Origin of the sequence: Blautia caccae (genome assembly GCF_040095955.1) — a bacterium.
GTDB classification, from domain to species: domain Bacteria; phylum Bacillota; class Clostridia; order Lachnospirales; family Lachnospiraceae; genus Blautia; species Blautia celeris.
The window spans coordinates 243,112-268,175 of record NZ_JBBMFP010000003.1 but is presented as its reverse complement, the minus strand read 5'-3'; the positions used below and the strand labels follow the sequence as shown (position 1 = coordinate 268,175).

Sequence of the window (25,064 nt, the reverse complement as noted above, 5' to 3'; positions counted from 1 at the left end):
TCACCTTCTTTTAATCTGAAACCCACAGGATTCTTTTTCCTTCAGGCTTACTTTTAGAATAATACTGGTTCCCATGTCCGTATCAGCCAATTCAACCTTCGTACCTTCTCCATAGAACAGCCGCAGCCGTTCCGTCACACTTCTTACGCCAAAACTTTCCCCATCTGTTGATTCCCGTTCACCAGTCAGAATTTCATCAAAGACCTGCCTTGTCATACCCACTCCATCATCCGTCACAGACAGAAGGATACCATCCTTACACAGCTCGCCAGTTATCCATATATGGCCTTTTCGACCACTTGGTTTGATTCCATGATAAATAGCATTTTCCACCAAGGGCTGCAGGGTCATCTTCGGTATTTGAAATCCGTACAGTTCTTCATCCACCTGAACACTGTAGCTAAGCCATTCATTATAACGTACAGACTGGATATCCAGATATTTTTCCAGAGCGTCCAATTCCTGTGACAGACTGATCCACTCAGCACCGTGATTGAGCACCAGACGGTAATATCCTGCCAGCTGCTTGATCACATAGCTGGCATCCTTATGAAGACCCATCTGATTCAGGCAGAAAGCGGTATCCAGCGTATTGTACAGAAAATGAGGTTTGATCTGATTTTGAAGCAATGCCAGCTCCAGATATCTTTTTTCTTCCTCATTCTGGGCCACTCTCTGAATCAGGCGTGAGTTCGTCTCTACCATCTGATTAAAGCTGGAAACTAAAAGCCCCACCTCATCCTTACTGTCTTTTTCAGGTATTTTCTGAATCTGGTTTTCTCCTGTCTTTCTCATATGATTTGCCAATTCCACCACCGGATAGAGTATCCTTTTTTGCATCCGCCAGGTTATAATGAAGAAAAATACCATCAAAATCAAACTGACAATAATAATATTTCCGGTAATCATACGAAGTCCCTGCATACCTTTTTTTACGTCCAGAACTGATACCACAGTCCATCCCGTATCAGTCTCATACTCCATCACATGATAATCCGGATTCCATTTTCGTTCCTGTACCTGCTGCCAGTAAAGTTTTTGGGAGGCTTCTGTCCGTTTATCCAGATCAATTTCTTTGTAAATCCGATTCACCGATTCTCTCTGACTGGAGGACAACAGGGAATCATTTTTGTCAAACACATATAGCTCCACCGGTGTTTCTTCCCTCTGATTTCGGTAGTTCCGAAAGATGGCCTCCTCATTTAGTTTCAGGAGAATATATCCCACCTTGGAATTTATCTGGATACTTCGAAACACCTTCACAAAATACACAGCAGGTTCTTCACATTTCTGATAGTACCAGGCTCCTCTGGTATCCACATTAGTCTTCTCAAATTCTTCCAAAAGTTCAAAGTTGTCTTCCGAAAATGAGTATGTCCGTCCAGCATCCTTGGTATATAAATTCCCATTGTTATACAGAACAGATATCTGACTGATATCCGGAAACAGAAGAAAATTATTCTCCATTACCGCAACCAACTTTTCTTTTATCCTCTGATCATACATCTCCGGCTTATCAATGATTCCGGCCTTTGTGTCTATGGTCAGGTTCAGATTGATGATCAGATTGTTGCAGCAGCTTTCCACATTCTGGGAAAGCTGTTCCATCTGATTTACGATCATCTCATCCTCGTAGTGCACTTTTTGAATTAATTCCTGGTGGATCTGCTTCCGATATACATAATGAAGCACAACAATTATGCAGAGCAGAAGCACCAGAAAGCATCCGAGGAACAGACAGCTGTTCTTTTTTTGAATTGACATATCCCGTATTTTTTTCATATTCAGCCCTATCCCCCTGATACTTATATCTTTCTATCTCTGTAACATATTGTAGCATGAGGAATTAATTTTTCATACCGGAAATCGCCATCGCATCGCTAACCTGATTGCTGAAAAACAGATACATGACTATGACCGGTAAGCTGGCTAAAACCATTGCAGCCCCAACAGGCCCCCAATCTGTAGAGAACTGTCCATAGAAGCCTGCCAGGCCAAGGGGCAGTGTCTTCAATTCGTCCTTTGTTATCAGGATCAGTGCCAGACTGAATTCATTCCAGTGGGACATGAATTGGTAAATAATCAATACAGAGACAACGGATTTCATCTGAGGCAGGATAATGCTGAAATATGTTTTGAAAAATCCTGCTCCTTCCATATACGCCGACTCCTCCAGCTCAATGGGAAGGCTTCTGTAGAAGCCATAAAGTACCATGACAGCAAAAGGAAAGCTAAGAGCTACATAGGGCACGATCAGTGACCATCTGGTATTGCTCAGATGGAGATTCTTGACCATGACTACCAGTGGCGTCATAACTGCCTGAATCGGTATGAACATTCCGGCCATGACGAATACATGAAGGAATTTCGTAGTTTTAGTTCTGACTCTTGCTATAACATATGTAAACATCAAACAGAACAAAATCCCAAAAAACATGGCTGCTATGGATACGATCAGACTGTTTTTAAAATATGTTAAAATATCAAACTGTTCTACTGTCTCAGCATAATTGGACCACTGGGGTTTAAGCGGCGGGCCAAATGGATTTGTCACAAAAATCTCTTCGTTATTCTTTAAAGAGTAAAATCCCATCCAGATAAACGGATACAAACAGATAATCCCGAATAATACCATAATCATAAAAACTATGACTCTCGACACGGACCATTTTTTCATTTTTCTCCCCCCTTTCAATATTGCTCATCCAGCCGTGCGGTTGCCTTGTTGATGATCATCATCAGGCCTACACAGATGACCACGATAACTATGGCGATAGCACTGCCGTATCCATATTTTTGCAGTTTAAACAGTGCGCTGTACATCATGATCGGGAGAGTATGTGAAAAGTTTCCGGGTCCTCCGCCTGTCATAAGGAAAATCATCTCGAATGCACGAAAACCGTAGGTGATGCACATAACAACACATACCTTGATGGTAGAAGCACTAAGAGGCAGAGTAATATTGAAGAACTGCTGTTTCTTATTTGCTCCGTCAATATATGAGGCTTCGTAGTATACACTGGGTACATTTCTCATGGCAGCATAAATGATCAGCATATGATACCCCACACCCTTCCAGCTTTCTGCCAGGGCGATTGCAATAATTCCCCTGACCGGCTCATTCAGCCAGTTCTGCTGCCAGTCTGATCCAAAGGTCTTACTCAGCTGGTTGATCAGTCCGAAGTCTCCGTTATATATAGAAATCCACAGCTGTGCAACTACGGATACAGACAGCAGCACCGGGAAGAAATAAACATTTCTGAAAAATATTTTTGAACGGAACTCAAAATTCGTTATTACATATGCCAAAAAGGTCCCAAGTCCTACCTGACATACCGTCAGAACTACAGAGAACAGAATACTGTTTCTGAGGGAGACGGCCAAATCTCTGCTTCCAAACAGCTTCTTGTAATTATCAAGTCCGATGAAGGCTGCCTCATTGACCCCATCCCATTCGGTAAAGCTCATCATAGCTGATTCAATCAGCGGAGCAGCAATGATCAGACAAAATAAAATGACCACCGGTGCCACAAATACTATCATGGCGCCTTTCTTTTTTTTGAATATGGTATTCATCTCAATCTCCTTTTCTATTCCGGAACTATCTTCGTAACAGTACAGGCAGGTCTGCGCATTTACTGCGCTGACCGTATGAAACCGTACCAGAGGCCGGCATCCAGCTCTTCCTCATCAGGAATGGGAAAAGGAGCCTACCAGATTCAGTAAAGCTCCTTTCCGCCTCTCCTTATTCGCCTAACAGTTCTGGAATCTGCTCTTTCAGAGTATCCATGAAATCAGCTGCTGTATAGCTTCCTGTATTCAAAAGTTCACTTGCATCTTCCAGCGCAACCAGCACTTCACGATTGTCCAGTGACCATTCGAATTTTGTTGTAGATTTGAAATCTGGTATATGATCTACATAATCCTGGAAACATTCAGGCCTTTCTTTTAATGGTTTGACTTCTTCCTTTAACGCTGTAACTGCTCCATTTTCTGCCGCCACTACCTGCCTTATGTATACCCAATCCATGACAAACTTGCTGCAGAATTCTGCATATTCACCTTTTGCACTGACACCATATCCATCGGGCATTCCTGTTCCGCCAGACATATGCCACTGCGTCTCTTCCTCTTTGCCCGCATCTGTAAACGGATTGTATCGGAAGTAGTCGAGATTGTCGTATCCTTTATTAACCACTTCATCAAAGAACCAATTACCACTGATCAGCATACCTGCCTGGCCTGCGGCAAGATATTCATATGCCTGGCTGGCATTCGTGTTCAAAGCGCTTTTTCCAACGAGTCCGAGAGAAACAAGCTCTTCGATTTTCTTTGCCGCTTCTTCATATGCCGGGTCTGTAATCTTTGTTGTACCATCATCCAGACCAGTGATTCCTTCATATGCACCCTGACCAATCGATGCAATATCAAACATCATTAATCCGGGCCATTTCTCCTGCCCAAACAGAGCCATCGGGATAACACCGCTGTCTGCCAGTGCTTTTACAACTTCTTTAAATTCATCATAATTCTTAGGTTCTTCCAGATTCAGATTCTTAAATACATCTTTGTTGTAATAGATCAGACAAGCCTGTGGAGCCGTAGAATCAATTGCATAAAAATGTCCGTCCTCAGATTTCTTGGCATCGCAGCTGCCATCAATAAATTTAGAAAGGATTCCGCTTTCCTCTACCGCATCATCAAGTATTACTAAATCCTTTGATTTCTTAAACACATCTACCAGGGTTCCCGGACATTCGAAGATGTCTGGCAGTTCACCCACAGAAGCTCTTGTCTTAAGAACTGTTCCATCAGAGTCGGTACGGTGTTCAATGTTTACGGTTGTATCCGGATAAATCTCTTTTAACCGTTTAAGCGTCTCGTCCACTTCGGTAATAGCATTTTCTGCATAGTAGGTATAAAGTGTGATTTCCTCAGGGACCTTCATCTCTCCTTTTTCCTCACTGCCCTCTTCTGCTGCTGCATCTGCCGCTGACCCTTTCCCTGTATCTGCAGATTCATTTTTAGAACCGCCGCAGCCTGCCAGCATGCTTGCCGCCATCATCAGTGACAGAGCCATTGCAACTACTCTTTTTTTCATTTCTTTCCCTCCTGCTTTTGTGCATCAGCAACTCTCAAATCCCCTCTTCGGATAATGGCTGATGTTCGTTTGATTTAACTTGTAGGTTCATTCTAGCAGTTAAAGGCTAAAAATAAAATGAATCAAATGTGTTTGCTTTGTATTATCCGTGTTTTTTCTTTTTATACAAAGAAGCGCAAATGCATCCCCAGAGCGGACAGTAGGAAAGGCGTAAAAAAGGCTGCCGCCCAGCTAAATGTTTAGCCGGAACAGCAGCCTTCTGCTTTGTCACTTTACTATATTTTAAAAATCTACAGACGGAGTTGCTCTGCCCACTGCAGGGCAGCCAGTTTCTCCGATGGGATGGTGCTGTAAATCGGACCGGTATCCGGCGCCCCGTATTTACACTAAATTCTTCTGATCTATACTCAGAATCATTTCTATATGCGGAATGCCGTCTTCCATAAATTCCTCACTGCTTTGTTTGAAACCGATATTTTCATACAAAGACCTCACATATGTCTGTGCCGCAATTCTGATCTTTGACGCGTGCATCCGAGACTTTGCCGCTTCGATGCCGGCATAGACTATTTCGGTTCCCAATCCGCAGCGCCGCTTTTTTGACAATACCCTTCCTATTGCCGCATCTTCCCCTGCTTTACCTGGTTCAATCACCCGTAAATAAGCCTGAATTCCGTCATCATCGCGTAAAAATACATGTACTGCGCATTGATCAAAATCATCCATGTCCTGATATACACAATGCTGTTCTACAACAAAGACCTCGGCGCGGACTTTTAATATTTCATATAACTCATCCAATGTGAGCTCCTGGTATTTTTTAATAACTAATTCCATAAACAGCATCCTCCGAATTTCATGTTTCTTCTATTATAACAGAGGTTTGCATCTTAACATAGAAAAACCAGGCTTACCTGTCTCTTTTTCACCCTTTTCATCAATTTACCCGGAGGATTCACCTCCGTTTAAACTGCCATTTTTTTATAAATATAACAATTCTGATGATTATGATCAAGCTGTAATGCTTCATCAAAGTATTCGGAAGCTTTTTGTTTTTCTCCCATCCCAAGCTTTGCAAGGCCCATCAGATAAAAGCAATGTGCCTTATTCCTCACATTCATATCCTCTTCAAAAATAAGGAAATCCGGTAATGATACTGCGAAAAAGTCATCCTTCATCTCATCATTTAAATGTCTTTCTCCGTAATCCATCAGCTTATTAAAGCACGCATATGCTTCTTTTGTATTTCCAAGCTCCAGATTTGCCAGACCCTTGTAAAGAATCATGTCTGCGGGCTGGTCGTAATAGTATAAAACGCCTGCAGGTTCATTTTCACCGATCCGGGCTTTTTCAAAGCACTCTGCTGCTTCTGCTTGGCTGCCAAGCATCTTTTTCACAATTCCCAGATAGTAGTACAGGTGATTATCCTTTGTGCCTTCCAGTTTTCCTTCGCCCAGATTATGGGGATAGATCATTGCTTTCTGAAGTAATTCCTCTGCCTGTTTGTACTGGGACTGAGCAATTTTTTCTTTTGCCATTTCCAGCAGTGCGATCTTATACTGGCCGGAGATTCTCCCCTCCGCGCCTTCCCACGGGCGGAATGTATGGGACATAATGGTATCATATGCTTTTTTATGCATACCCGTCAGATTGTAAAGGGTGACAAATTCCAGCATCACATCATCCCGCTCTGCCACAATGTCCATATGTTTTTCATATCTCTCTAAACGCTCTGTAAACGGCACTCCCAGTTTCTTGTATAACTGGTCTAACTCCAAAAATACTCTTGAATCTGTTTCATCCAAAGCAAAAGCCTTTTCCATCTCTGTTTTTGCTTTCTGCAGATTTCCCTGCTTATTATAATAAGCAATTGACAGATTTCTGTGTACTGTGGGATAACTATTATCCAGTGCTGTGGATTTTTCCCAAAGCCCGATTGCCTGCTCAAACTGCAGCTTATCATAATAGAGATTGCCGAGATAGTAATAAGCTTTTGCACCTTTTGGCAGTACACGGATCGCCTCTTTTAATACGGCAATGTCCTCTAATTTATTGGGGAAACAATAGATAGGGTTACATGCATCCGCTTCTTTGTACTCACTGATACATTTTTCCGTATTCCCCAGTTTTGCATAATAGTAACCTTTATAATAGGACAAAAGCGGATATGCCTTTGTGCACTGTTCCAGAATGGAAATTGCCTCCTCATAACATCCGGCATCTGCATAATCTCTCGCAGTCATCAGATAATTTTCCTGGAAATTGCGCATAAAACAATTCATCTCTGAAAGTATTTCTGTATTATCCTCTTCTGATAACACCAGTTCAAATCTGGACATATAATCAAATGCATCAACCTTTAAGTTTTCCGCGATCCAGTCTTTTGCCTCCTCTAATCTTCCCAATTTCCGAAGAATGACTGCTTTTAGAGCTCTTGCCTTTATATTGTGACTGTTCTTTATGAGTCCCTTTTCTACCAGCTCTAAAGCTTCCTCATAATTTTCTCTTCCAGCCTCAATAGCCGCCAGATAATAGAAAGACATTTCCTGCTGCTCATTGCTCCAGGTTGCCTTGTAAAATGCATCGAAGGCTTCATCCTTCCGGTCCTGATAAAACAGAGCCAGACCCAGATTGTAATAAGCCTCACTGTTAAAAGGATTCGGGCTTCGAAACGTCAGCCTCTTGATCGCCGCGCGGAAATGTTTTTCTGCCTCTGTAAAATTACCTCTTCTGAAAAGCAGCATACCGTAAGCATTGTTGATCCTGCTGTCGCCCGGATCTCTTTTCAGACCTTCCAGATAATACGGGTCAGGAAGATAGGTGGCATGGCGGTGCTGTTCTATATGCTGGGCTGTCAATAGAAGCTCCTCATTGGTCATGATCTCTTCCGGATTTTTAGCTGCCTCTGCCGGTTTTCCAAGTTCCGGTATTTCTTCCTTTTCCGGCTGATAAGATACCAGCAGTTTTTTTCCATGATATACAGAAACACAGATATCTTCTTTCTTTTTGACATCTGCCGGGATAGCTGCCTCAAAGATATCTGTTGGAGACAGAAAACCTTTTTTACGATAAATCTCCTGCCCGGCATTTGTCACAACTACTTCTGCGTCCTCATATCTCTGTGTCCCATATATGGTAACCCTGATTGTCTCACGGTCTATCTCTGCACCAAGTGCTGCATGGATCGTAGCATTCTTTACTGCGCCTACCTTTTTGTAAGGCATGAAATATTGTTTAAAGGTCTTTTCCTCAAATGGTTTCAGCCATGTAAAATCCGGCTGGTTTTCTGTATAAACGCCTGTCATCAATTCAATGTAAGGCCCGTCTTCGTCTGTCAGGCTTCTGTCCCATGCTTTTCCGAACTCCCCGCAGCCCCACGTCCACTGTTTCTTACCCGGTGAAAAATGGTGGTCCGCTACATGAAGCAGCCCTGCCTCTTTCTGATAATCGTAACCGCCCACAAAATCATATTTTGATGTCTCAGCCATATAGGATGTGGGTACCGGTATGTTCTTATATCTGGAGATATCCACACCTTCACTGTAGTCATGTTTGTAATATACACCTTTTGCAATGGGGAAACGTGATACATCCCTCTTGCCGTGATCATATACCGTATGAACATCCGGCGGAAAAACAGACTGTGTATGATCGTTGACCGGAACTGCCGGATTGGCCCACCATAAAAAGGTCTGCGGCATGGCAGTCCGGTTATAAAGCTGTCCCCGGATTTCAATATATGCTTTTCCCGGATACAGAGTAAAGGATGCGATTCCTTTTGTCCCATACATCTGGTCCACATCATTTACCATAAGTGTCTTACTTCCGTCTTCATGTTCACTGATCACATGGTCAACCGGCATATAAGTAGTCGGCCTGTGATGCTGGGGCCAGTTAAATTCAATCCCGCCTGAGATCCATGGGCCGGCAAGACCTACAAGAGCCGGTTTGATCACATGATTATAGTATACAAAATCATAGTCGTTTGTCTTGTCATAGGCTCTCTGAATACGGCCACCCAGTTCGGGAAGGATCATAACCTTCAGGTATTCATTCTCCAGATAGACTGCATGCCATGTCTTATCTTTCTTTTCATGGCTGATGATCTCTGTGGTAGGATAGGGATATACCTTTCCTGAACTGCCCTGATAAACCCTTTTCTCCAAAAACATTGGGTTCTTATCCGGTGCTCCCACCTCATATGTAGGAATCACAACTGATTCTTCCCATATTCTAACTGTATCCATCCTCTTATTCTCCTTTATTTCTGTCTTTCTTTCTGCCTTTCTTTGCGAAAACGCCCAGCGCTGCAATACCTGACGCTGTCATCAGACAAAGATAAATACCTGTCTGTGTCTCATCCCCCGTCTTAGCCGCCTTCGCAGACTTATTCTGCAGATTACTGCTGTTTCCCGGTTTGGTTTTATTACCTGCGCCGGCTGTATTGCCCGGTTTCTGTATAGCACCCGGCTTTGATGTATGATCCGGCTTTGGTTTATCATCCTGGTTTGGCGTACTATCCGGTTTTGGCGTATCATCCGGGTTCGATGTATCGTCCGGTTTCAGCGTATCATCCGGATTCGGCATATCATCCGAGTTCGGCGTATCGTCCGGCTTTGGTTTATCATCCGGGTCCGGCGTATCATCCGGCTTTGGCGTTTCCTCTTTTACAAACACCGCCGCAAAACTCCGGTCCTCATTAAGCACAGTCATATAATCCGGATTGGTGGAAATCACAATCTCTTCCTCATTGCCGTCCACCCATTTTACAAAACGGTATCCTTCTGCCGGACTTGCAATCAGGTGCCAGTCTGCGGTTCCCTTCTCCTCATCTGCCCCCATCAGGACAGCCTCCACGCTTCCGCCCTCCTGTGGGATTGCCCTCACATCTGCTTTCGGTGCTGTAAAATCCGGCTTCTCATCCGGTTCTTCATAGCTGGGTTCATACTGTCTCAGATACCCTAATTCCACCTGGTCCGCAACAGCCCAGTCCGAACCGGCTGTATCTGCGTAGAATCCAATACTGCACACCTCTTCCTCCAGTGAAAAGACAAGACTGACCGGGCTATAACCGCCGCTGGGCTGAATTGTCGTACTGCCGATGATCTCTCCCGAACTATCCTTCGCATACAGACAGAAATCCTGACTGATTCCTGAGTACACATATGCCCGCAGAAGGTAATTTCCCGGTTCCAGACCGCTCATCTGCTGGCTGACATCCCCCGCAAAGGCTTCATCCAGCCAAAACGAAAGTCCGTATTGTCCCTCAAAAGCACCTCCAAATGTACTTCTGTCCTGCCTGATCACACTGGAACCACTGGCCTCATTGGATGTCGCTTCGATTTCCCAGCCGGCCGGTACTTTATCCCATTCATCTTCCGGGTTTGCCGGAAGCTCAAAGCCCGGGTTCTGTACCTCTATCTTATCCGGCAGAACCAATACATCTGCTTTTGTCTGCTCTCCATACACAATCTCCATAGTCAGGGCAGCACTTTTCATATATCCTTCTTTTTCCGCCTGCACGGTATAGGTCCCGGATGTCATTTCCGCAATACTGTAACATCCGTTTTCATCTGTTACAGCCTCATAGGTATCTGTACCGCTGATGGCAATAGTCACCCCTTCGGCCGGCATTCCGTTGGAATCCATCACTTTTCCGCGCACGGATCCCATGTCTTTTTTCAGTACAACATTCTCTGCCTGTGTACTCTGTCCAAGCAGTACCTCTGCCTCGTACTCCTGTTCCACATACCCTGCTTTCGATATGTTGAGTTTATATATTTTGGCCGCATCTTTTTCCGTTTTCAGATGAGAGAGGGTGTAAACTCCATTCTCGTCTGTAAATGTCAAAACCGTGATATCATCTGCCATGGCGCTCACTCTGACATCTGCCAGGGGATTCTCCTCCTGATCCAGTACCTTGCCGGTAATACTTCCTGAATTTAATATTATCTGAAAATCCACATGGGAAAGAGTCTCTCCTAAAGCCAGTGTTTTCTCTGTTTTTTCCGACGCATCATATCCTGCTGCCTCTGCCCAGATTTCCCATGTACCTGCAGGAATATCCTGCATGGTGTAGCCGCCTTCTGCATCTGTAACCGTTTCAAAGACATGCGTTCCATCAGACGCATAGACTGCCGCATTCTCCACACCGGTTCCGGAATCATCCAGCACCTTTCCTGACAGGACAGCACCCTTTAACTCCAGACTGCATACCGTGTTTTTTCCCTTTTCAATTTCCAGGCTTTCCAGATTCCCTGCATATTCCATTCCATCCACCAAAAGCTCTATGTTGTAAGAGCCTTCCGGTATATTTCCCAGGTAAAAGTATCCGTAGGCATCTGTCTGAATATGGTGGTCAATACCGTTCAGTCTGAGCAATCCCTCAATCCTGTTCACACCTTCTGTATTTTGTCCCGCTTTTACAAGCCTTCCGGAAATACCGCCTTCTGCATAGCCTGCCTGGCTGTCCCGGTACACCTGCCCTACCGGCAGAAGCTTATGCTCAAAGTCAAACAGCGTTGTATTGGAGATCACATTGATATCCGGTTCGTCCGTAGCCTCCAGCATTGCCCAGCCTACGCCTCTCTGTTCCACCATGACCGGATCCCAATACAAGTCTCCCAGGCAGCGCCCGTCTATTACACTTTTCAGTCCGTTGAACAGATCTGCCATAAAGTTTTTCTGTCCCTCCGGTGTACTTCCATAAGTTCCTTCCTGGCTGTAACATCCGTTATCCGATAACTGCCCCGGCTGGCCGTTTGGCAGCACCGGATTAAAATTATACCCTGTTTCCATGATCATGATGTCTTTATCATACCGCTCCACCATATCATTGCAGAACGCCACAATGGTATCTACATCACAGTCTGTCCAAAACGGATAATAAGAAGGTCCGATGATATCATAGGGAACTCCAAAGGATTCACAATTATCAAAAAAGCCTGTATATTTTGAGCTGTCACCTGCACCATCCAGATGGATAATAACCTTTGTTTCCGGCGATGCCGCTTTCACGGCATTGCTTCCGCTGGTCAAAAAGCGGGCAAGATACTTCCAGTTTTCCGAAGATGCCTTTCCGTAAGGGAATAACATGCCACTCTGTATCTCATTTCCGAGAGACACAAAAGCCGGCACGGTTCCCTGGCTTTCCATTTCTTTCATGACTTCATAGGTATAGTCATACACAAGACTGCAGAGTTTATCAACCGCATCTTCTTCTGACATACCTTCAATCTGTTCCTGCCATTCTTTCGGTATATTCTGGGTCTCACCATTGCTCCAGTAATCGCTGTAATGGAAAGAGAGTTCCAATTCCATTCCCTTATCCGAAGCTCTTTTGGCCAGAGATAAGATATCCGGCAGATCCTGATACCCTTCTTTACAGTAGTAGGTTCCGTTTCCCTTACCTTTTCCCGGTGCATTGTAAAGCCTCAGCCTTGCAAAATTGAAACCACTGTCCGCCAATATCTGAAGTGCGTCTTTTGGGCTTCCGTTCTCATCATAAAAGACAGCCCCTGAATCTTCCAGCCAGGTCAGTTCCGAGATATCTCCGCCTTTTAAAAATTCATAAGGCGTTTCCTGGTTTGTTTCTCTGACCAGATTCAGATTATCCAGCTTCATCCAGTTTCCGGCATATGCGTCTGTGCGAAGTCCAATCCTAAGTGCACCGTCTTCTTTCACCTCAATGCCCCGGACCGTGACACCCCGCCATCCTTTCGTAACCCCGCCTTCACTTACAGGTATCATAGTAGAGGCATAAGACTGTCCGCTTCCGCCTGCGTAAAGACTGCAGGACTTCTGGCCGCCGCCATTTTGTGCATAGGCGGTCAGATAATAATAGCCCGGCTCAAGCCCCTTAACATCCTGATAAATGTCCACATGATAATCGCTTTCTGCCCAACAGGCCAGGTTGTAATTTCCATCCTGCGCATCGTTTTCACTCCACGCCGGCTTTACTGCCCCGGCGGTGGTATCCGCACTTTTTGTCCAGCCGTCCAGTCCTTCGCCGGTCTCCCATATTTCAAAGGAAGGATTTATGATTTCCCCTGTTTCCCCCGCATGGACAGCCACTCCCCTCATACAGCCTATGAGTATCAGGCTCATTATAAGAAATACTTTTATTTTTCTCATAGAATGGTCTCCTGTCTATGACTTTATCGTTATCATCCGCCGCACCTTTATCTCAGAACGAATTCATACACCGGGCATAATTCCACACGCTCCAATTCCCCAATGTATGCCTCTGCATTCTCCATGCGGGCTGCCATTGCAGATTCCACGTTGACATTCGCCCCCACCCTAAGCGGGGTAATGGTAAGTGTAAGCGGATGTTCTTTCAGCTCTTCTTCAAAGGTCCTCACTCCAAATTCCCACACATCTCCATTGCAGAAATTGTCATTCACCATGGTTCCGTTGATAAATAAATGGCCGATATCTCCCTGATAGCGAATCTGCACCAGTAAATCTTTAAGACCGTCCATGAAATTCTCCGGAAGTTTTACCGTAAACCTGGTGGCTGCTGTCTGAACGACTTTGGCTGAAAGTTCCCTTTCCTGCGTATCCGCTTTCCAGATATCAAAAACAGGATCTGTCTCATCTGCCCTCACCACGTTTTCATTGCCGCAAAAACCATCCTTCGGATAAGAATACATTCTGTTTGCAGCCATTCTCGACTCAAGGCGGATTCCATCTTCTGTTTCCATAATGGCCCCATGGGCAAACAGCAGGGTCTGGTCTTTCAGAAGATACATCTGATTTGCCATATCCCGTTTCAGGCAGAGGATATTTAAGACTCTGTCGCCTTTGGCAATCCGGAACAGTTCCGCTGCCTGATCTTCCTCACACCTCAGCACACCATCTGCCCCCGGATTCCCGCCGCATATCTGAACACCCTCCTCAAAATAAAAGGCAGCCTTCATCCCTTCCGGTTTCAGGAATACATAGGTAATATCCCCGCCCCTTTCCAGTCTGGTTATTGGCTGGGCTGTGGCTTTTTTCAGCAAAATGCCATCCATATCCATGTGAAACGGCAGAATACAATTTTCTTCCCCGGCCAGGTCCAGATGGTCAAACACGATTTCCCCGTCTTTTGTCTGGATCGTGACTGTCTCATTTTGTTTTGGCTTTGCAGTCTCGTGATCCTGGAAATTATTGATAAACAGGAACCCTTTTTCCCCATCTGTACGGACTGCAAACCTGAGCGTATCCAAATCCTTCGCTTCTATGAAAGACGCTCCCTTTGGCAGAACGGTTTCCATCTGACACAGCGTTTCTCCAAATGTTCTGCAGAAAAAATGCATGGTCTTTAATCTCTCATAGGATTCCCTGATCTGTCCGAACTCTCCAAGTGCCGCCTGATAATCATAAGACATCTTCGGTACCTGGGATTCATTCATAAAGGTACCGTGTTTTCCCAGCGGGTTTGTGCCGCCCTGAAATACATAATATCCAAGGAAATTACAGCCGGATGCAATCTTAATATTGGCCATGGCATCCACACTCTTATATGGCAGTATAAAACGGTAGTTGTAAGTACACATCATGCCGCCGCCCATTTCACAGCATGCATATGGTCTGGTCTCCGGTTCGTAAGCCGGTTTAAAATCGCTGGTGACCACTGCACCATTGTGATGGAAATCCTGATAGACATACTCTTCTGTGCTGGGATGTTCTCCCCTGTCCCCGTAAAACAGCCATGGACGGTATGCGTACCCGCCCCACAGAGGCATCATGACAGATGGCGTAATGGCACCACCCCATCCTGTACAGGTGTAAAAGGGAGTGATGATCCCGCATTTCTTCGCTTCTTCCTGAAGCGTGAGCATATAAGTCTCTCCCTCATCTCCCCCGAATACCCACTCTTCGGAAATACCTGTGGTGATTTCCCAGGGTGCGGATGAATGCATATATTCATTATCAATCTGTGCCGCAATAATGGGTCCTCCATCTTTATAAAGAAGTCCCTGAATCTGCTCAGATATTTCTCCGTATAACCGTCTTACATAGAACAGGAAACCTTCACTTAATTTCCGAACTTCAAAGGGTTTACCGTACATCCAGTCCGGGATTCCCCCGTTTCTCACCTCACCGTGGTCAAACGGTCCGATACGCAGGATCACATAGATTCCGTGTTTCCCGCAGAGTTCAATAAATTTTCTCAGATTTCTGCACCCTTCAAAGTCGAAGATACCCTCCTCCTCCTCATGGTGAATCCAGAAAACATAAGTGGCGATCACATTGATCCCGCACATTTTCATTTTAATGATCTCGTCTTCCCAGCGGCTCTCATGACATCTGCTGAAATGAAACTCACCGCTTATGCCAAAAAACGGTTTCCCGTCCACTTTCATATAATAATTTGTAAATGAGATCTGCTCTCCGGATGGGTTTTCTCCCTGGAAATTTTCCCCCAGAGAGTAAAATTCTTTTTTGTCAAACTCTGCAATCGATACGTGATGATTCATTTCTTTCTCTCCTTCTATTCCTTCACAGCCGCTCCGCTCAAAGAGGTGATCAGGGTTTTCTGTGTCACGATAAAATAAATAATAAATGGTATTGCAATGATCAGAGAACCGGCTGAAAATGTTGCAAACATATTTTTCTTTTCTGTGACAAATCCAAATAATCCCTGTGCAATGGTCTGCACATTGGACGACCGGAGCACCAATTTCGGAAAAATAAAATCCATCCAGGGCGCAATAAAGCTTGTGATCGTCAGCAATACGATGATGGGCCTTGACACCGGCAGGATCACTTTTGCAAAAATCTGGAAATGCCCGGCTCCGTCAATTCTCGCCGCCTCATCCAGGCTTTTGGAAACCGTATCCATATAACTCTTTACCATCCAGGTATTATAGGGAATATTCCCCGCCAGATAAACCAGCACCAGCCCCCATAATGTATTCAGACCCCCGATTCTTAACAGGATCACATAGATTGCAACCATCCCCACAAAGGATGGGAATATCTGTAAGATCAAGAGCGACATCATAAGTGATTTCTTAAACACAAAACGGAATCTGGAAAATACATAGGCGCTTAATGCACAGATAAATACTGTGCTGACTGTTGTTGCCACCGCTACAATAAGCGTGTTGCGAAACCAAAGCGGAAAATCCGTTTTTTGAAATAAGTAAATAAAATTTTTCATCGTCACCCCATTCCCAAATGGAATAATACTCAGGGATGCGATATTCTGCTGCGGTGAAAAGGCTGCTGCCGCCACATAAACCAGAGGATACACCACAAACAGGCTGGTACCGATCAGAAACACCCATACAAGTACGGAAGTAAATATTTTTCCACTCTTTCCCATTACAGTTCTCCCTCCTTATATGACTTTGTCTGTCTGAAGCTCAGTATAGCGAAAGGTGCCATAACCACAAAGATAACAACCGCCAGCACTGCCGCGTAGTTATATTTCTGCAGGTCCATGGTCAGATTATAGATCCATGTCACAAGGATATCCGTGGAGCCAGCCGATGTCACGGCACTGTCTGCTGCCTCGGGAAGTCCGCTTGTAAGGAAATAGATGGCACCGAAGTTATTGATATTGTGCGTAAATCCCATAATGATAAGCGGCATGGTCTGAAACAGCACTAAGGGAAATGTGATCTTCCTGAACATATAGAGGGGTGAGGCCCCGTCAATTTTGGCTGCTTCATATATATCACCGGAAATCGCAGTCATATTGCCCATTGTCAGCAGCATGAAGTAAGAAAAACCTGCCCACAGGTTCACCAGCACACATATAAACCTGCAAAGTCCCGCATCACTCAGCCATGGGATTGGATTATTGATCAGTCCTATTTCCATCAGGGTCCTGTTCACAATACCAAAAGACCCGTTCAACAGATTCTTCCACACCAGCATACTTACAATAGCCGGAACTGCATAAGGCAAGATAAAAATGGAACGGAACACCGGTTTTATCCTGATCCGGCACTCATTGAGCACTGCCGCCAAAACGAAACCGCCAAAGAAACAGGTTGCCGTGGCAAGCACTGCCCAGATAAGCGTCCACACAGCCACACGGCCGAAAGCGCCTGTCCATGCAGCATTACCGCCGAACATATCCGTAAAGTTCGTAAATCCTACCCAGTCTACCAGATTATTCGGCGGAATATGTTCCGGTGAAGCATAGTTTGTAAAAGCCACACATGCTGAAAACACCAGGGGAACAACCACGAATACAAGCATCAGTATTATAGCCGGGGCAAGTCCTGCAATGGGAAATGCTTTTCCCGATATGAATGCCTTTTTCCTATTCAGACTGCCATTTCTGCAGAACTCCTTATATTCCGCCATTGCACCTTTTACTGACACTACATAGACAGCAATCACAATAAGCAGGACCGCGATCACCAGGATTCCGTCTATCATCATAAACATGGAATTGTCACGCTGCTTGACCGGCAGTTCCGGATGAGGGCTTCCCAAAGTGATCAGCCCGTAAATTTTATTTGCCCAAAAAGGAATGAGACAAAGTGTTACAAGTTCTATCAGGGCATAGATACTGCCCTTCAAATATTCTTTGAAATACAAGATATGGCCAAGCCCCATAAAAAGTATGGCTGTTGCTCTTACCTTTTTTTCAGAACTGCCATCCGTTTTTAATTCCATCACAGTTTTCCTCCTCCTGGATTCTGCGTGTTATTTTTTCACTGCAATCCTGTCGTTGACTGCATCCAGTTCTTTCTGTACCTCTGCACCGTCCCAGATATTTGCACACGCACTGTCCATTGTTTCGTACCAATCCTGAGCCTCCGGAATGGATGGTGCCGGATAAGCGTACTGAAGCTGTTCGATCAGGCCATTTACATATTCACTGTCCACCTCAATATCTCCTGCAGGTACTTCCCCTGTGATCTCATAGCGCAGTTTCTGCATTTCGGGAGTAACAAGGAATTTTGCAAACGCTTCCGCCTCTGCAGGATGTTCTGTATACGCTGACACTACCATGGTTCTTGCGTTGGAAAATGACGGGCAGGGATGATTCTCTCCCGGTAAAGCCGGTAAAGTAGTCACACCAAAATTCAGTCCTGCATCTTCACAGTTGGAGATATTCCACGCACCGGTTACATACATAGCGGCTTTTCCCTCGGTAAATGCTGCAAGGCATACGGAATCATCTGAAATATCGGCTGCCGGTACATCTAAATACTTACGGAAGGACTGGAAATATTTCATGCCTTCCACTGCGTCTTTATTATTCATATATGTATCTGTTGCATCGGTCCCATCCGGTCCAAACAGTTTATTTCCGTTTAATCCGTTAAACATGACGGAATAGTAGCCGGATGCCACGTTGAAGATCATCCCATATTTTCCGCTTCCGTTATAGGAGGCACAGAATTTCTCCACATCCTCCCAGGTCTTTGGTGCTTCCTCTATCAGGTCTTTGTTGTAGAACAACGCATAGGTATCTGCTGAGAATGGATACCCATAACATTTTCCGTCATACGTCACAGCATCTATACCCGACTGGGGAATATTCGCTTTCAGTGTCTCTGCGTCTGTAATCTCTGTGATATGCCCGCCTGCAACCAGATTTCCGATCACGTTATTGGGAATCGCAAAACAGTCAGCGCCGACTCCTGCCGGTCCGTCAAGCGCGATCTGTCCGTTAGCGTCACCAAGTTCCACATTCTCATATTCTATGGTTATGTTGGGATGTTCTTCTGTAAATGCGGCTCCTGCCTGCTCTATGAACTCCTGCGCCACACCTGAGGACTCCCACACTTTTAAAGTTACATCCTCTGTGGCAAGACCATCCTCTCCCGCCGGATTCTCTGCTGCCTCCGCTTTTTTGTCACTTCCGCATCCCCCTGTCACTGCCGCTGTCAGTACACAACACAGTAGTACGCTTACAATCCTTTTTTTCATGTTCTTCTTCTCCTTTTCTTTCATTTTATAATGTCATTGTTTTTATTGCTTTTATCTCTTTACGGCTTCATTCTATCATCGCATGCTCATTTCCCATACATGACAAACTTTAGAATTTGTTTGCATTTTATAGAACTGATAAAACGGAATCCTATGCGTAACTGTGAGAGTACCGAACAGTGACTTCTATGCAAGATAAAAGCCGGTATCCTCATCAGATACCGGCCTGCTGCCACTGCTCTTATACATGGTCCGCACAGTAAATGCGCTGACCTGACGGATAGTCTTATCCTACTCTATCTTATAATCCGGCAGTTCCTCCTTCAAATAGTCCTTCAGATACTGCAGCGCATCCTGGGATGTTATTTCAGGGTCTTTGCGCAGGGATACATTGATCAGATTTAATCCCTCATGGATCACACTGTCATTTACAGATATTTTCCTGCCCCGGATATTTGGTACGATCTCGTTCAAAAAGTAATCCCCTATATCCTGGCTGCCGAACCATGGGCTCTTATAACTTCCCAGATCTGGATTCTCTTCATATGGCCTGATGGCAGTGGTCAGAAGCCCTAAGGTGTTCAGGGCCTCTGCCCCTTCTGTCGACAGCGTGGCAAACTTGATAAATTCCCATGCCAGCCGTTTATCCTTACAGGTCTTGGTAATCCCCATGGTCGTACCGCCCCAGAGAATATTCCCCTCCGGTGCGCTCATAAGGCCCCAGTGCCCCTTGTCTTTTCCTTCAGGGTCATACTGCTCGATTTCAAATGCCACTGACCACGTGGCGCATCCTGTAAAGATATGGGTGCCCTTCCCCAACGCTTCATACCATTTCGGCGTCCATGCCTCCAGCGTATCAGAAGTGTGGCTGTCCCTGAACTTGCAGACTATGTCCAGGGAATGCTTGAGCGTATCCGTGACACGAATAGTATCCCCCTCAATCCAGGGAATCCCTTGCTGTTCTCTGATAAACTGCTGCGCATCTGCCAGTCCCGGCCACAGATACACAGTCCCATTGCTGTTATCATAGACTTCTTTTCCCTTTTCTATAAAAGACTGCCAGTCCGGGAACATTGCTTCCAGTTCCTTCGGATCATCTGTACCCAGATATTCCTCTGCCAAATCCCTTCGATATGCAAGACCTGCCGCTGCAAGAGTCTGTTCAATACCGCATACATCCCTTTTGCTGTTCATCATCTGCGGGCGGACGCATTCGTGGACCTGTGAAATGTCAAACCCATATGGCTCTTGATTCAATGGTTCCCACATGTCCAGTTCAAAAATTTCCGCCCGATAGGCCATGACCGCCCAGCCAATATCCGGCAATTCCCCGCCTGTGATCAGTGCTGTTTTATATTTTTGTATTAAATCTCCATTTTCCACGGGCGTATACTCAAACTTCACATTTGGATATTTTTTCCGGAAAGCCTCTGTGACCGTTTTAAAATATGCGTCATCCCATCCCCACATGGATAATGTGCCTTCATAATCTGCGGGAAGTGGTTCATCATAACTTTCCTGCCAATCAATATTCTCATGGTTTTGCCCGTCCGCCTTTGGTATCTTCTCTGTCACTTCCGGTTCACGCTGGTTCTTCCCGCATCCCACAAGGGAAAGAAGGCTTATTACGACCAAAAAACAACACACTTTTTTCACTTTACTCACCATCCTGCAAGACCGGAAGGCGCATCATGACTTCCGTGCCTCCTTCCTTTCGTCTCCTGATTTTCATCTCATATGGCTCTCCATAGAGATATTCAATCCTGTCCCGGATATTACTGATGCCGATATGTTTTCTGCCATTCTTTTCATAGACGATCTGCTCTCTGTTCCGGAATTTAAGAAGCCGGTCATCTGCAATCCCCTGCCCGCTGTCTCTTACCATCACTATAATATTCCCTTCCGCTTCTTCTATTGTGACAGTTATCTTCCCCTTGCTTTCCGTTGGCAGAATCCCATGTAACAAAGCATTTTCCACTAAGGGCTGAATGCTTGTCTTCAGTATGCGGTACCCTTTCAATGATTCCGGACAGCTTATCTCTGTTTCAAACATATCCGGGTAACGGTACTCCTGAATCTGCAGATAACATTTTGTCAGTTCCAATTCTTTTTCGATTGTTGTCTCCACCCTGCCTTCCCCCAGATTCAGCGTTTCCTGGAGTGTGTAGATCAGTGCGTTGACGATTTTAACGATTCGCTTATTTTTTTCTGCCGCGGCAAGATATACGACGGTATTCAGCACATTATAGAGATAATGGGGATTCACCTGTGACAGCATGATATCGAATTCCATTTCTTTTTTCTGCTTCTCATAGGTGATCCGCTCCTCGATTCCCCGTTGTATTTCCCCTATCATTGCCTGATAGCACTCATATAAGGTTTGTATTTCATCCCCGGTGTGAACGATTTCCACTGAATCCATGGAATCATACTGCGTGTTCCCCATCTGCTGAGACAAATATGTAATAGGTTTGATCCGTTTTTCCAGCGTCCTTGAGGTAAATACAAGAACAAGGCCCAGGGACAGCACAAAGGAGATTGCAAAGAAGTTCAATACAAAATAGCTCTGCCTCCAGAGATAACCATCTGTGATCAGCGTATACAATTCCCAGCCGGTATACCCTACGGCATGGCAGATCAGATAGCCGTTTTCTGTCCTGAGGCTTAAATTTTCTTTTATTGTACCCTGTTTTTTTATGTATTCCTGAATCTTTTTATCCTTATCATTCTGAAATAAAACTTCCCCGCTGCTTCCTGCCAGGCATACATTTTCATACTCCTGCCCGTAAACTTCCATCTGGTCAATAAAATAGTTCAGGTAGACCTCTATGTAAAGCGTTCCCTGCTGCTTTCCGAAATCCTCCTGACTCCATATTTTCACACGATAACATACCACCGGGGACGTGACCCTGGATTCCAGCCCAATATACGGTTTAGAATACTGTAAGGAATCATCCTTTTTAAATTCCACAAATTCCCGGATTCCAAATTTCCGTTCCAGATAGTCCTCCTCACTTGCCCCAAAACCGCTGCCGTATCTGCCCCCGTTTTCCAACTCTAAAAATGAACTGGCTACATAGGTTTTTAGGCTGTTGTAAAATGCCAGCCTTTTGCTGATTCTGTCTTTCTTTCTGGACAGCTCAAACTCACTTAACTGTTCCTCTTCCTCCAGGGCCATCTGCAGTGTTTCGTCGATAATAACGCTTTTGGCAAAATTATCAATATCCTCTGTCATAAACTGCATCTGGTTCACGATCTGCTGCTGCTTGACCTCCTCATCTGAAATCTTCTGCTCCCTCACAATACGGACAAAATACAGATAGCCTGCCAGGGCACTGAATGCCATGGAGACAGCAATAAAAATCGTGATACTTTTCAGTATCTTCCACTTCAATCCGCCTTTTCTCAATTCTTTTCGTTCCATTTCTTATACTCCTGAGGCTTCATGCCCACATTCTTTTGGAATATCTGGCTGAAATACTGGCTTGTCTTGTATCCTGACAGTTCTGCCACTTCTGACACATTGTACTGTCCGCTCTCCAATAATGCCTTCGCAGCATCCATCCTGCACGTTGTCAGATATTTTAGAAACGTCATGCCCACTTCCTTTTTAAAGACCTGCCCCAAATAAACACCGTTCATATGGAAGACATCCCCCATCACATCCAGGCTTAACTCTTTCTTATAATTTTTACGAATGTAGCGCATCATCTCCAAAACAATATTGGAATATTTCGTCCCCTCACCCTCGTGGATCTTCCCGTTCAGACAGAGAAAGCGTTCTGTATAATACTGCCGTATGTCCTTTACTTTATACACATTTTCTTTTTCATCCGGACCCGTGACGCTTTCTTTTTCTTTTATTTTCCTATAAGTCATTTCCAGTAAATGTACCAATTCTTTTAAGGATTTCAGCTTAAACTGAGGATAAGTCACCAGGTCAAAGAGGTAATCCAGCATCTCCTTAATATCCCGGCTTTCTTTATAGACAGCACTTTCCAGGTCCATCCTCTCATCTCCCCAGACAACGCTGTCCTGGTTTTCTATTTCAGCCATCTGTTCCAGTGCAAGACATGCCCCGGCCTCCCAAAATACCGCAAACCGAATCTGCCGTGACATTTTCTGGAACGTAAAACTAATCTCACTTTTCCTGATCTCGTAACTGTAAAGTACATTGATTTCCTTTCCTACGGTTTCTTTCAATACCTCGGCAAGCTGTCTGCTCTTCTCCTCGATCAGATGGTTGATCTTATACTTGCTCACTTCCTTTTCGATCTGATACAGTATGATCTGATGGCTTTCGTTCATCTTAGCATCCGCAACATAAGATACGGTTTCTTCCAAAGGGGCTTCCATTACATTCCTGATTGTTTCATAGTTCTCTATGCAAAGGCTCTGTCCGGTAAAAACCCCGTTCTGAAAAATATCTTCTCTATGCAGCATGATCATAAACAGGCGGTTCCCTAAATCCATCTCCTCAAGCCCCGGCATGGCATCCTGTTGATAGATCAACTGCTTCATAAAATATTCCTGGTATATTTTTTCCTTTTTTGACTGTTTTGCCAGCTCGGCTTTGATATGCGTAAGCTCGGCCAGCAATGACTCTTCACTCAGCTCATGCTTCAGCAGATAATTGGATACTCCGTACTGTATCCCTTTTTGGGCATACTCAAAATCTTTATATGCGGATAAAAGGACGACAATCGCTGCAGGATTCTTTTCCTTGATCTTTCCGGCCAGCTCCAGTCCGTCCATTCCGATCATCCGAATGTCAGAAATAACAATCTCCGGCTTATATTTCTCATATAACGCCCATGCCTTCTTCCCGCCTGTTGCACGCCCAACCACCTGGAATCCTTCTGACTCCCAGTCAATCAGGCTTTCCAGATAATCCAATGCCAATACTTCATCATCCACAAGAATCACTTTGATCATGGGACACCCTCCTCACTTTTCTAACTATAAAATATCACATTTATTATTATTTTACTGTATAAATTCTAAATATTTTGTTTAAATTCTATAGCGGGCTCAGAAATTAAAAATAGGATGACATAATGCCATCCTAATCTGTAACTACTCTTATGCACAGTCAGTACAGTAACTGCACAGACCTGACTGAACCGTTATTATCATCTTATATTTTCCCGTTTTTCCCTCTGCTTCTGTCATTTCCAGAAGATAACAATCATCAGGACTGCATTTCGGATAGCAGTATCTGCAATAAATAGCTCAGGCTTTCTATTCAAAACATTCGCTATAATACATCTGCAAAATGCAGTTTCAGACGCTTGAATATTCCGGAACCTAAAATAAATATTATTATCGTCACAACCCAGAAATAGATTCCCCACTTCCAATGAGCAGTAAGCCATGTCTGCCCTAATATAGAATCTCTGTATCCAGATACAATATAATACATAGGGTTAAGCTTAAATATTTTCATCAGCATGGGATGTCCGCTCAATCTATTTATATCCCACATAATAGGGGTCATCCAAATCCCTACCTGAAGAAAGATATTAATGATCTGTGTCAAATCCCGAAAAAAAGCCACAATAGCACTGGTGGCATACACAAGAGCCAATACGAAAACAAACGTACAGCCAGTATAATAAAAGATCTGCAGTGTATGAAGAGTAGGCGTATACCCGTTAAATGAGCAGATAATAAGTGCAAATACTACAAAAAACGCATGTACAAACAATGCGGATAATACCTTCACAATGGGAAGAATACTGATTTTGAAAACCACTTTCTTAACCAGATAATTATACTCCATCAATGCATTCGTTCCGCCATTCAGCGCATCCTGGAAAAAGAACCAGGGAATAATTCCTGAAATCAGATAAAGAACAAAGGGATATTCCGCCATATCACCAGCTTTCAGTCCAATGGTAAAAACAAACCAGTACACCATGATCGTGACAACCGGCTGAATAAATGCCCATACAATTCCCAAATAAGAACCTGCATACTTTGTCTTAAAATCATTTCTGGATAATGACAAAATAAGCCTTTTATTATGATATAATTCCATTGGCAGTCCTAACATTTTTTCTTTCATATTCTGTTC

General features: G+C 44.5%; 15 protein-coding genes. All 15 read right to left on the bottom strand.

What is annotated here, in order from left to right; translation table 11 throughout:
• The 15 genes from WMO65_RS04705 to WMO65_RS04635 all read right to left on the bottom strand — a co-directional run bounded on the left by WMO65_RS04705 (nt 1) and on the right by WMO65_RS04635 (nt 25,055).
• Nucleotides 1–1,782: a cache domain-containing sensor histidine kinase gene (locus WMO65_RS04705; protein ID WP_148392586.1), complete on the bottom strand. Its 1,782-nt coding sequence runs from the start codon at nt 1,780–1,782 to the stop codon at nt 1–3.
• A gap of 64 nt (nt 1,783–1,846) precedes the next feature.
• A complete protein-coding gene (locus WMO65_RS04700) occupies nt 1,847–2,677 on the bottom strand; it encodes a carbohydrate ABC transporter permease (protein ID WP_148392587.1) in 831 nt (276 codons plus the stop codon).
• Between the two features lie 14 nt (nt 2,678–2,691).
• Nucleotides 2,692–3,576: a carbohydrate ABC transporter permease gene (locus tag WMO65_RS04695; RefSeq protein WP_148392588.1), complete on the bottom strand. Its 885-nt coding sequence runs from the start codon at nt 3,574–3,576 to the stop codon at nt 2,692–2,694.
• Between the two features lie 169 nt (nt 3,577–3,745).
• A complete protein-coding gene (locus tag WMO65_RS04690) occupies nt 3,746–5,101 on the bottom strand; it encodes an ABC transporter substrate-binding protein (protein WP_349063738.1) in 1,356 nt (451 codons plus the stop codon).
• Between the two features lie 381 nt (nt 5,102–5,482).
• Nucleotides 5,483–5,947 carry a GNAT family N-acetyltransferase gene (locus WMO65_RS04685; RefSeq protein WP_256138882.1) on the bottom strand — a complete coding sequence of 155 codons (465 nt, stop codon included), beginning with the start codon at nt 5,945–5,947 and terminating at the stop codon, nt 5,483–5,485.
• A 119-nt stretch (nt 5,948–6,066) separates the two neighbouring features.
• Nucleotides 6,067–9,348 carry a DUF5107 domain-containing protein gene (locus tag WMO65_RS04680; RefSeq protein ID WP_148392591.1) on the bottom strand — a complete coding sequence of 1,094 codons (3,282 nt, stop codon included), beginning with the start codon at nt 9,346–9,348 and terminating at the stop codon, nt 6,067–6,069.
• A gap of 4 nt (nt 9,349–9,352) precedes the next feature.
• Complete coding sequence (locus WMO65_RS04675) at nt 9,353–13,234, bottom strand: glycosyl hydrolase 53 family protein (RefSeq protein WP_148392592.1); 3,882 nt, start codon at nt 13,232–13,234, stop codon at nt 9,353–9,355.
• A gap of 47 nt (nt 13,235–13,281) precedes the next feature.
• Nucleotides 13,282–15,567 carry a beta-galactosidase gene (locus tag WMO65_RS04670; RefSeq protein ID WP_148392593.1) on the bottom strand — a complete coding sequence of 762 codons (2,286 nt, stop codon included), beginning with the start codon at nt 15,565–15,567 and terminating at the stop codon, nt 13,282–13,284.
• A gap of 14 nt (nt 15,568–15,581) precedes the next feature.
• A complete protein-coding gene (locus WMO65_RS04665) occupies nt 15,582–16,418 on the bottom strand; it encodes a sugar ABC transporter permease (RefSeq protein ID WP_148392594.1) in 837 nt (278 codons plus the stop codon).
• Complete coding sequence (locus WMO65_RS04660) at nt 16,418–17,725, bottom strand: carbohydrate ABC transporter permease (RefSeq protein ID WP_148392595.1); 1,308 nt, start codon at nt 17,723–17,725, stop codon at nt 16,418–16,420. The genes WMO65_RS04665 and WMO65_RS04660 overlap by 1 nt, the downstream gene beginning before the upstream one ends.
• Nucleotides 17,726–17,755: 30 nt before the next feature.
• Complete coding sequence (locus WMO65_RS04655; RefSeq protein ID WP_033139442.1) at nt 17,756–18,988, bottom strand: sugar ABC transporter substrate-binding protein; 1,233 nt, start codon at nt 18,986–18,988, stop codon at nt 17,756–17,758.
• Between the two features lie 291 nt (nt 18,989–19,279).
• Nucleotides 19,280–20,644 (bottom strand): ABC transporter substrate-binding protein, encoded by a 1,365-nt coding sequence (locus tag WMO65_RS04650; RefSeq protein ID WP_187370589.1) that lies wholly within the window; start codon nt 20,642–20,644, stop codon nt 19,280–19,282.
• A gap of 1 nt (nt 20,645) precedes the next feature.
• Nucleotides 20,646–22,412 carry a sensor histidine kinase gene (locus WMO65_RS04645; protein ID WP_033139374.1) on the bottom strand — a complete coding sequence of 589 codons (1,767 nt, stop codon included), beginning with the start codon at nt 22,410–22,412 and terminating at the stop codon, nt 20,646–20,648.
• Nucleotides 22,394–23,923, bottom strand: coding sequence for a response regulator (locus WMO65_RS04640; protein ID WP_148392597.1), 1,530 nt, complete (start codon nt 23,921–23,923; stop codon nt 22,394–22,396). Before WMO65_RS04640 ends, WMO65_RS04645 begins: the two co-directional genes overlap by 19 nt.
• Before the next feature lie 322 nt (nt 23,924–24,245).
• Complete coding sequence (locus WMO65_RS04635; protein ID WP_033139441.1) at nt 24,246–25,055, bottom strand: ABC transporter permease; 810 nt, start codon at nt 25,053–25,055, stop codon at nt 24,246–24,248.
• Nucleotides 25,056–25,064 lie beyond the last annotated feature (9 nt).

Bases quoted from the DNA above. Each gene is read 5' to 3' on its own strand.
- WMO65_RS04675 (WP_148392592.1), bottom strand. From the start codon at position 13,234: ATGAGAAAAATAAAAGTATTTCTTATAATGAGCCTGATACTCATAGGC.
- WMO65_RS04645 (WP_033139374.1), bottom strand. From the start codon at position 22,412: ATGGAACGAAAAGAATTGAGAAAAGGCGGATTGAAGTGGAAGATACTG.
- WMO65_RS04700 (WP_148392587.1), bottom strand. From the start codon at position 2,677: ATGAAAAAATGGTCCGTGTCGAGAGTCATAGTTTTTATGATTATGGTA.
- WMO65_RS04670 (WP_148392593.1), bottom strand. From the start codon at position 15,567: ATGAATCATCACGTATCGATTGCAGAGTTTGACAAAAAAGAATTTTAC.
- WMO65_RS04705 (WP_148392586.1), bottom strand. From the start codon at position 1,782: ATGAAAAAAATACGGGATATGTCAATTCAAAAAAAGAACAGCTGTCTG.
- WMO65_RS04665 (WP_148392594.1), bottom strand. From the start codon at position 16,418: ATGGGAAAGAGTGGAAAAATATTTACTTCCGTACTTGTATGGGTGTTT.
- WMO65_RS04680 (WP_148392591.1), bottom strand. From the start codon at position 9,348: ATGGATACAGTTAGAATATGGGAAGAATCAGTTGTGATTCCTACATAT.
- WMO65_RS04655 (WP_033139442.1), bottom strand. From the start codon at position 18,988: ATGAAAAAAAGGATTGTAAGCGTACTACTGTGTTGTGTACTGACAGCG.
- WMO65_RS04685 (WP_256138882.1), bottom strand. From the start codon at position 5,947: ATGCTGTTTATGGAATTAGTTATTAAAAAATACCAGGAGCTCACATTG.
- WMO65_RS04695 (WP_148392588.1), bottom strand. From the start codon at position 3,576: ATGAATACCATATTCAAAAAAAAGAAAGGCGCCATGATAGTATTTGTG.
- WMO65_RS04660 (WP_148392595.1), bottom strand. From the start codon at position 17,725: ATGGAATTAAAAACGGATGGCAGTTCTGAAAAAAAGGTAAGAGCAACA.
- WMO65_RS04640 (WP_148392597.1), bottom strand. From the start codon at position 23,923: ATGATCAAAGTGATTCTTGTGGATGATGAAGTATTGGCATTGGATTAT.
- WMO65_RS04635 (WP_033139441.1), bottom strand. From the start codon at position 25,055: ATGAAAGAAAAAATGTTAGGACTGCCAATGGAATTATATCATAATAAA.
- WMO65_RS04690 (WP_349063738.1), bottom strand. From the start codon at position 5,101: ATGAAAAAAAGAGTAGTTGCAATGGCTCTGTCACTGATGATGGCGGCA.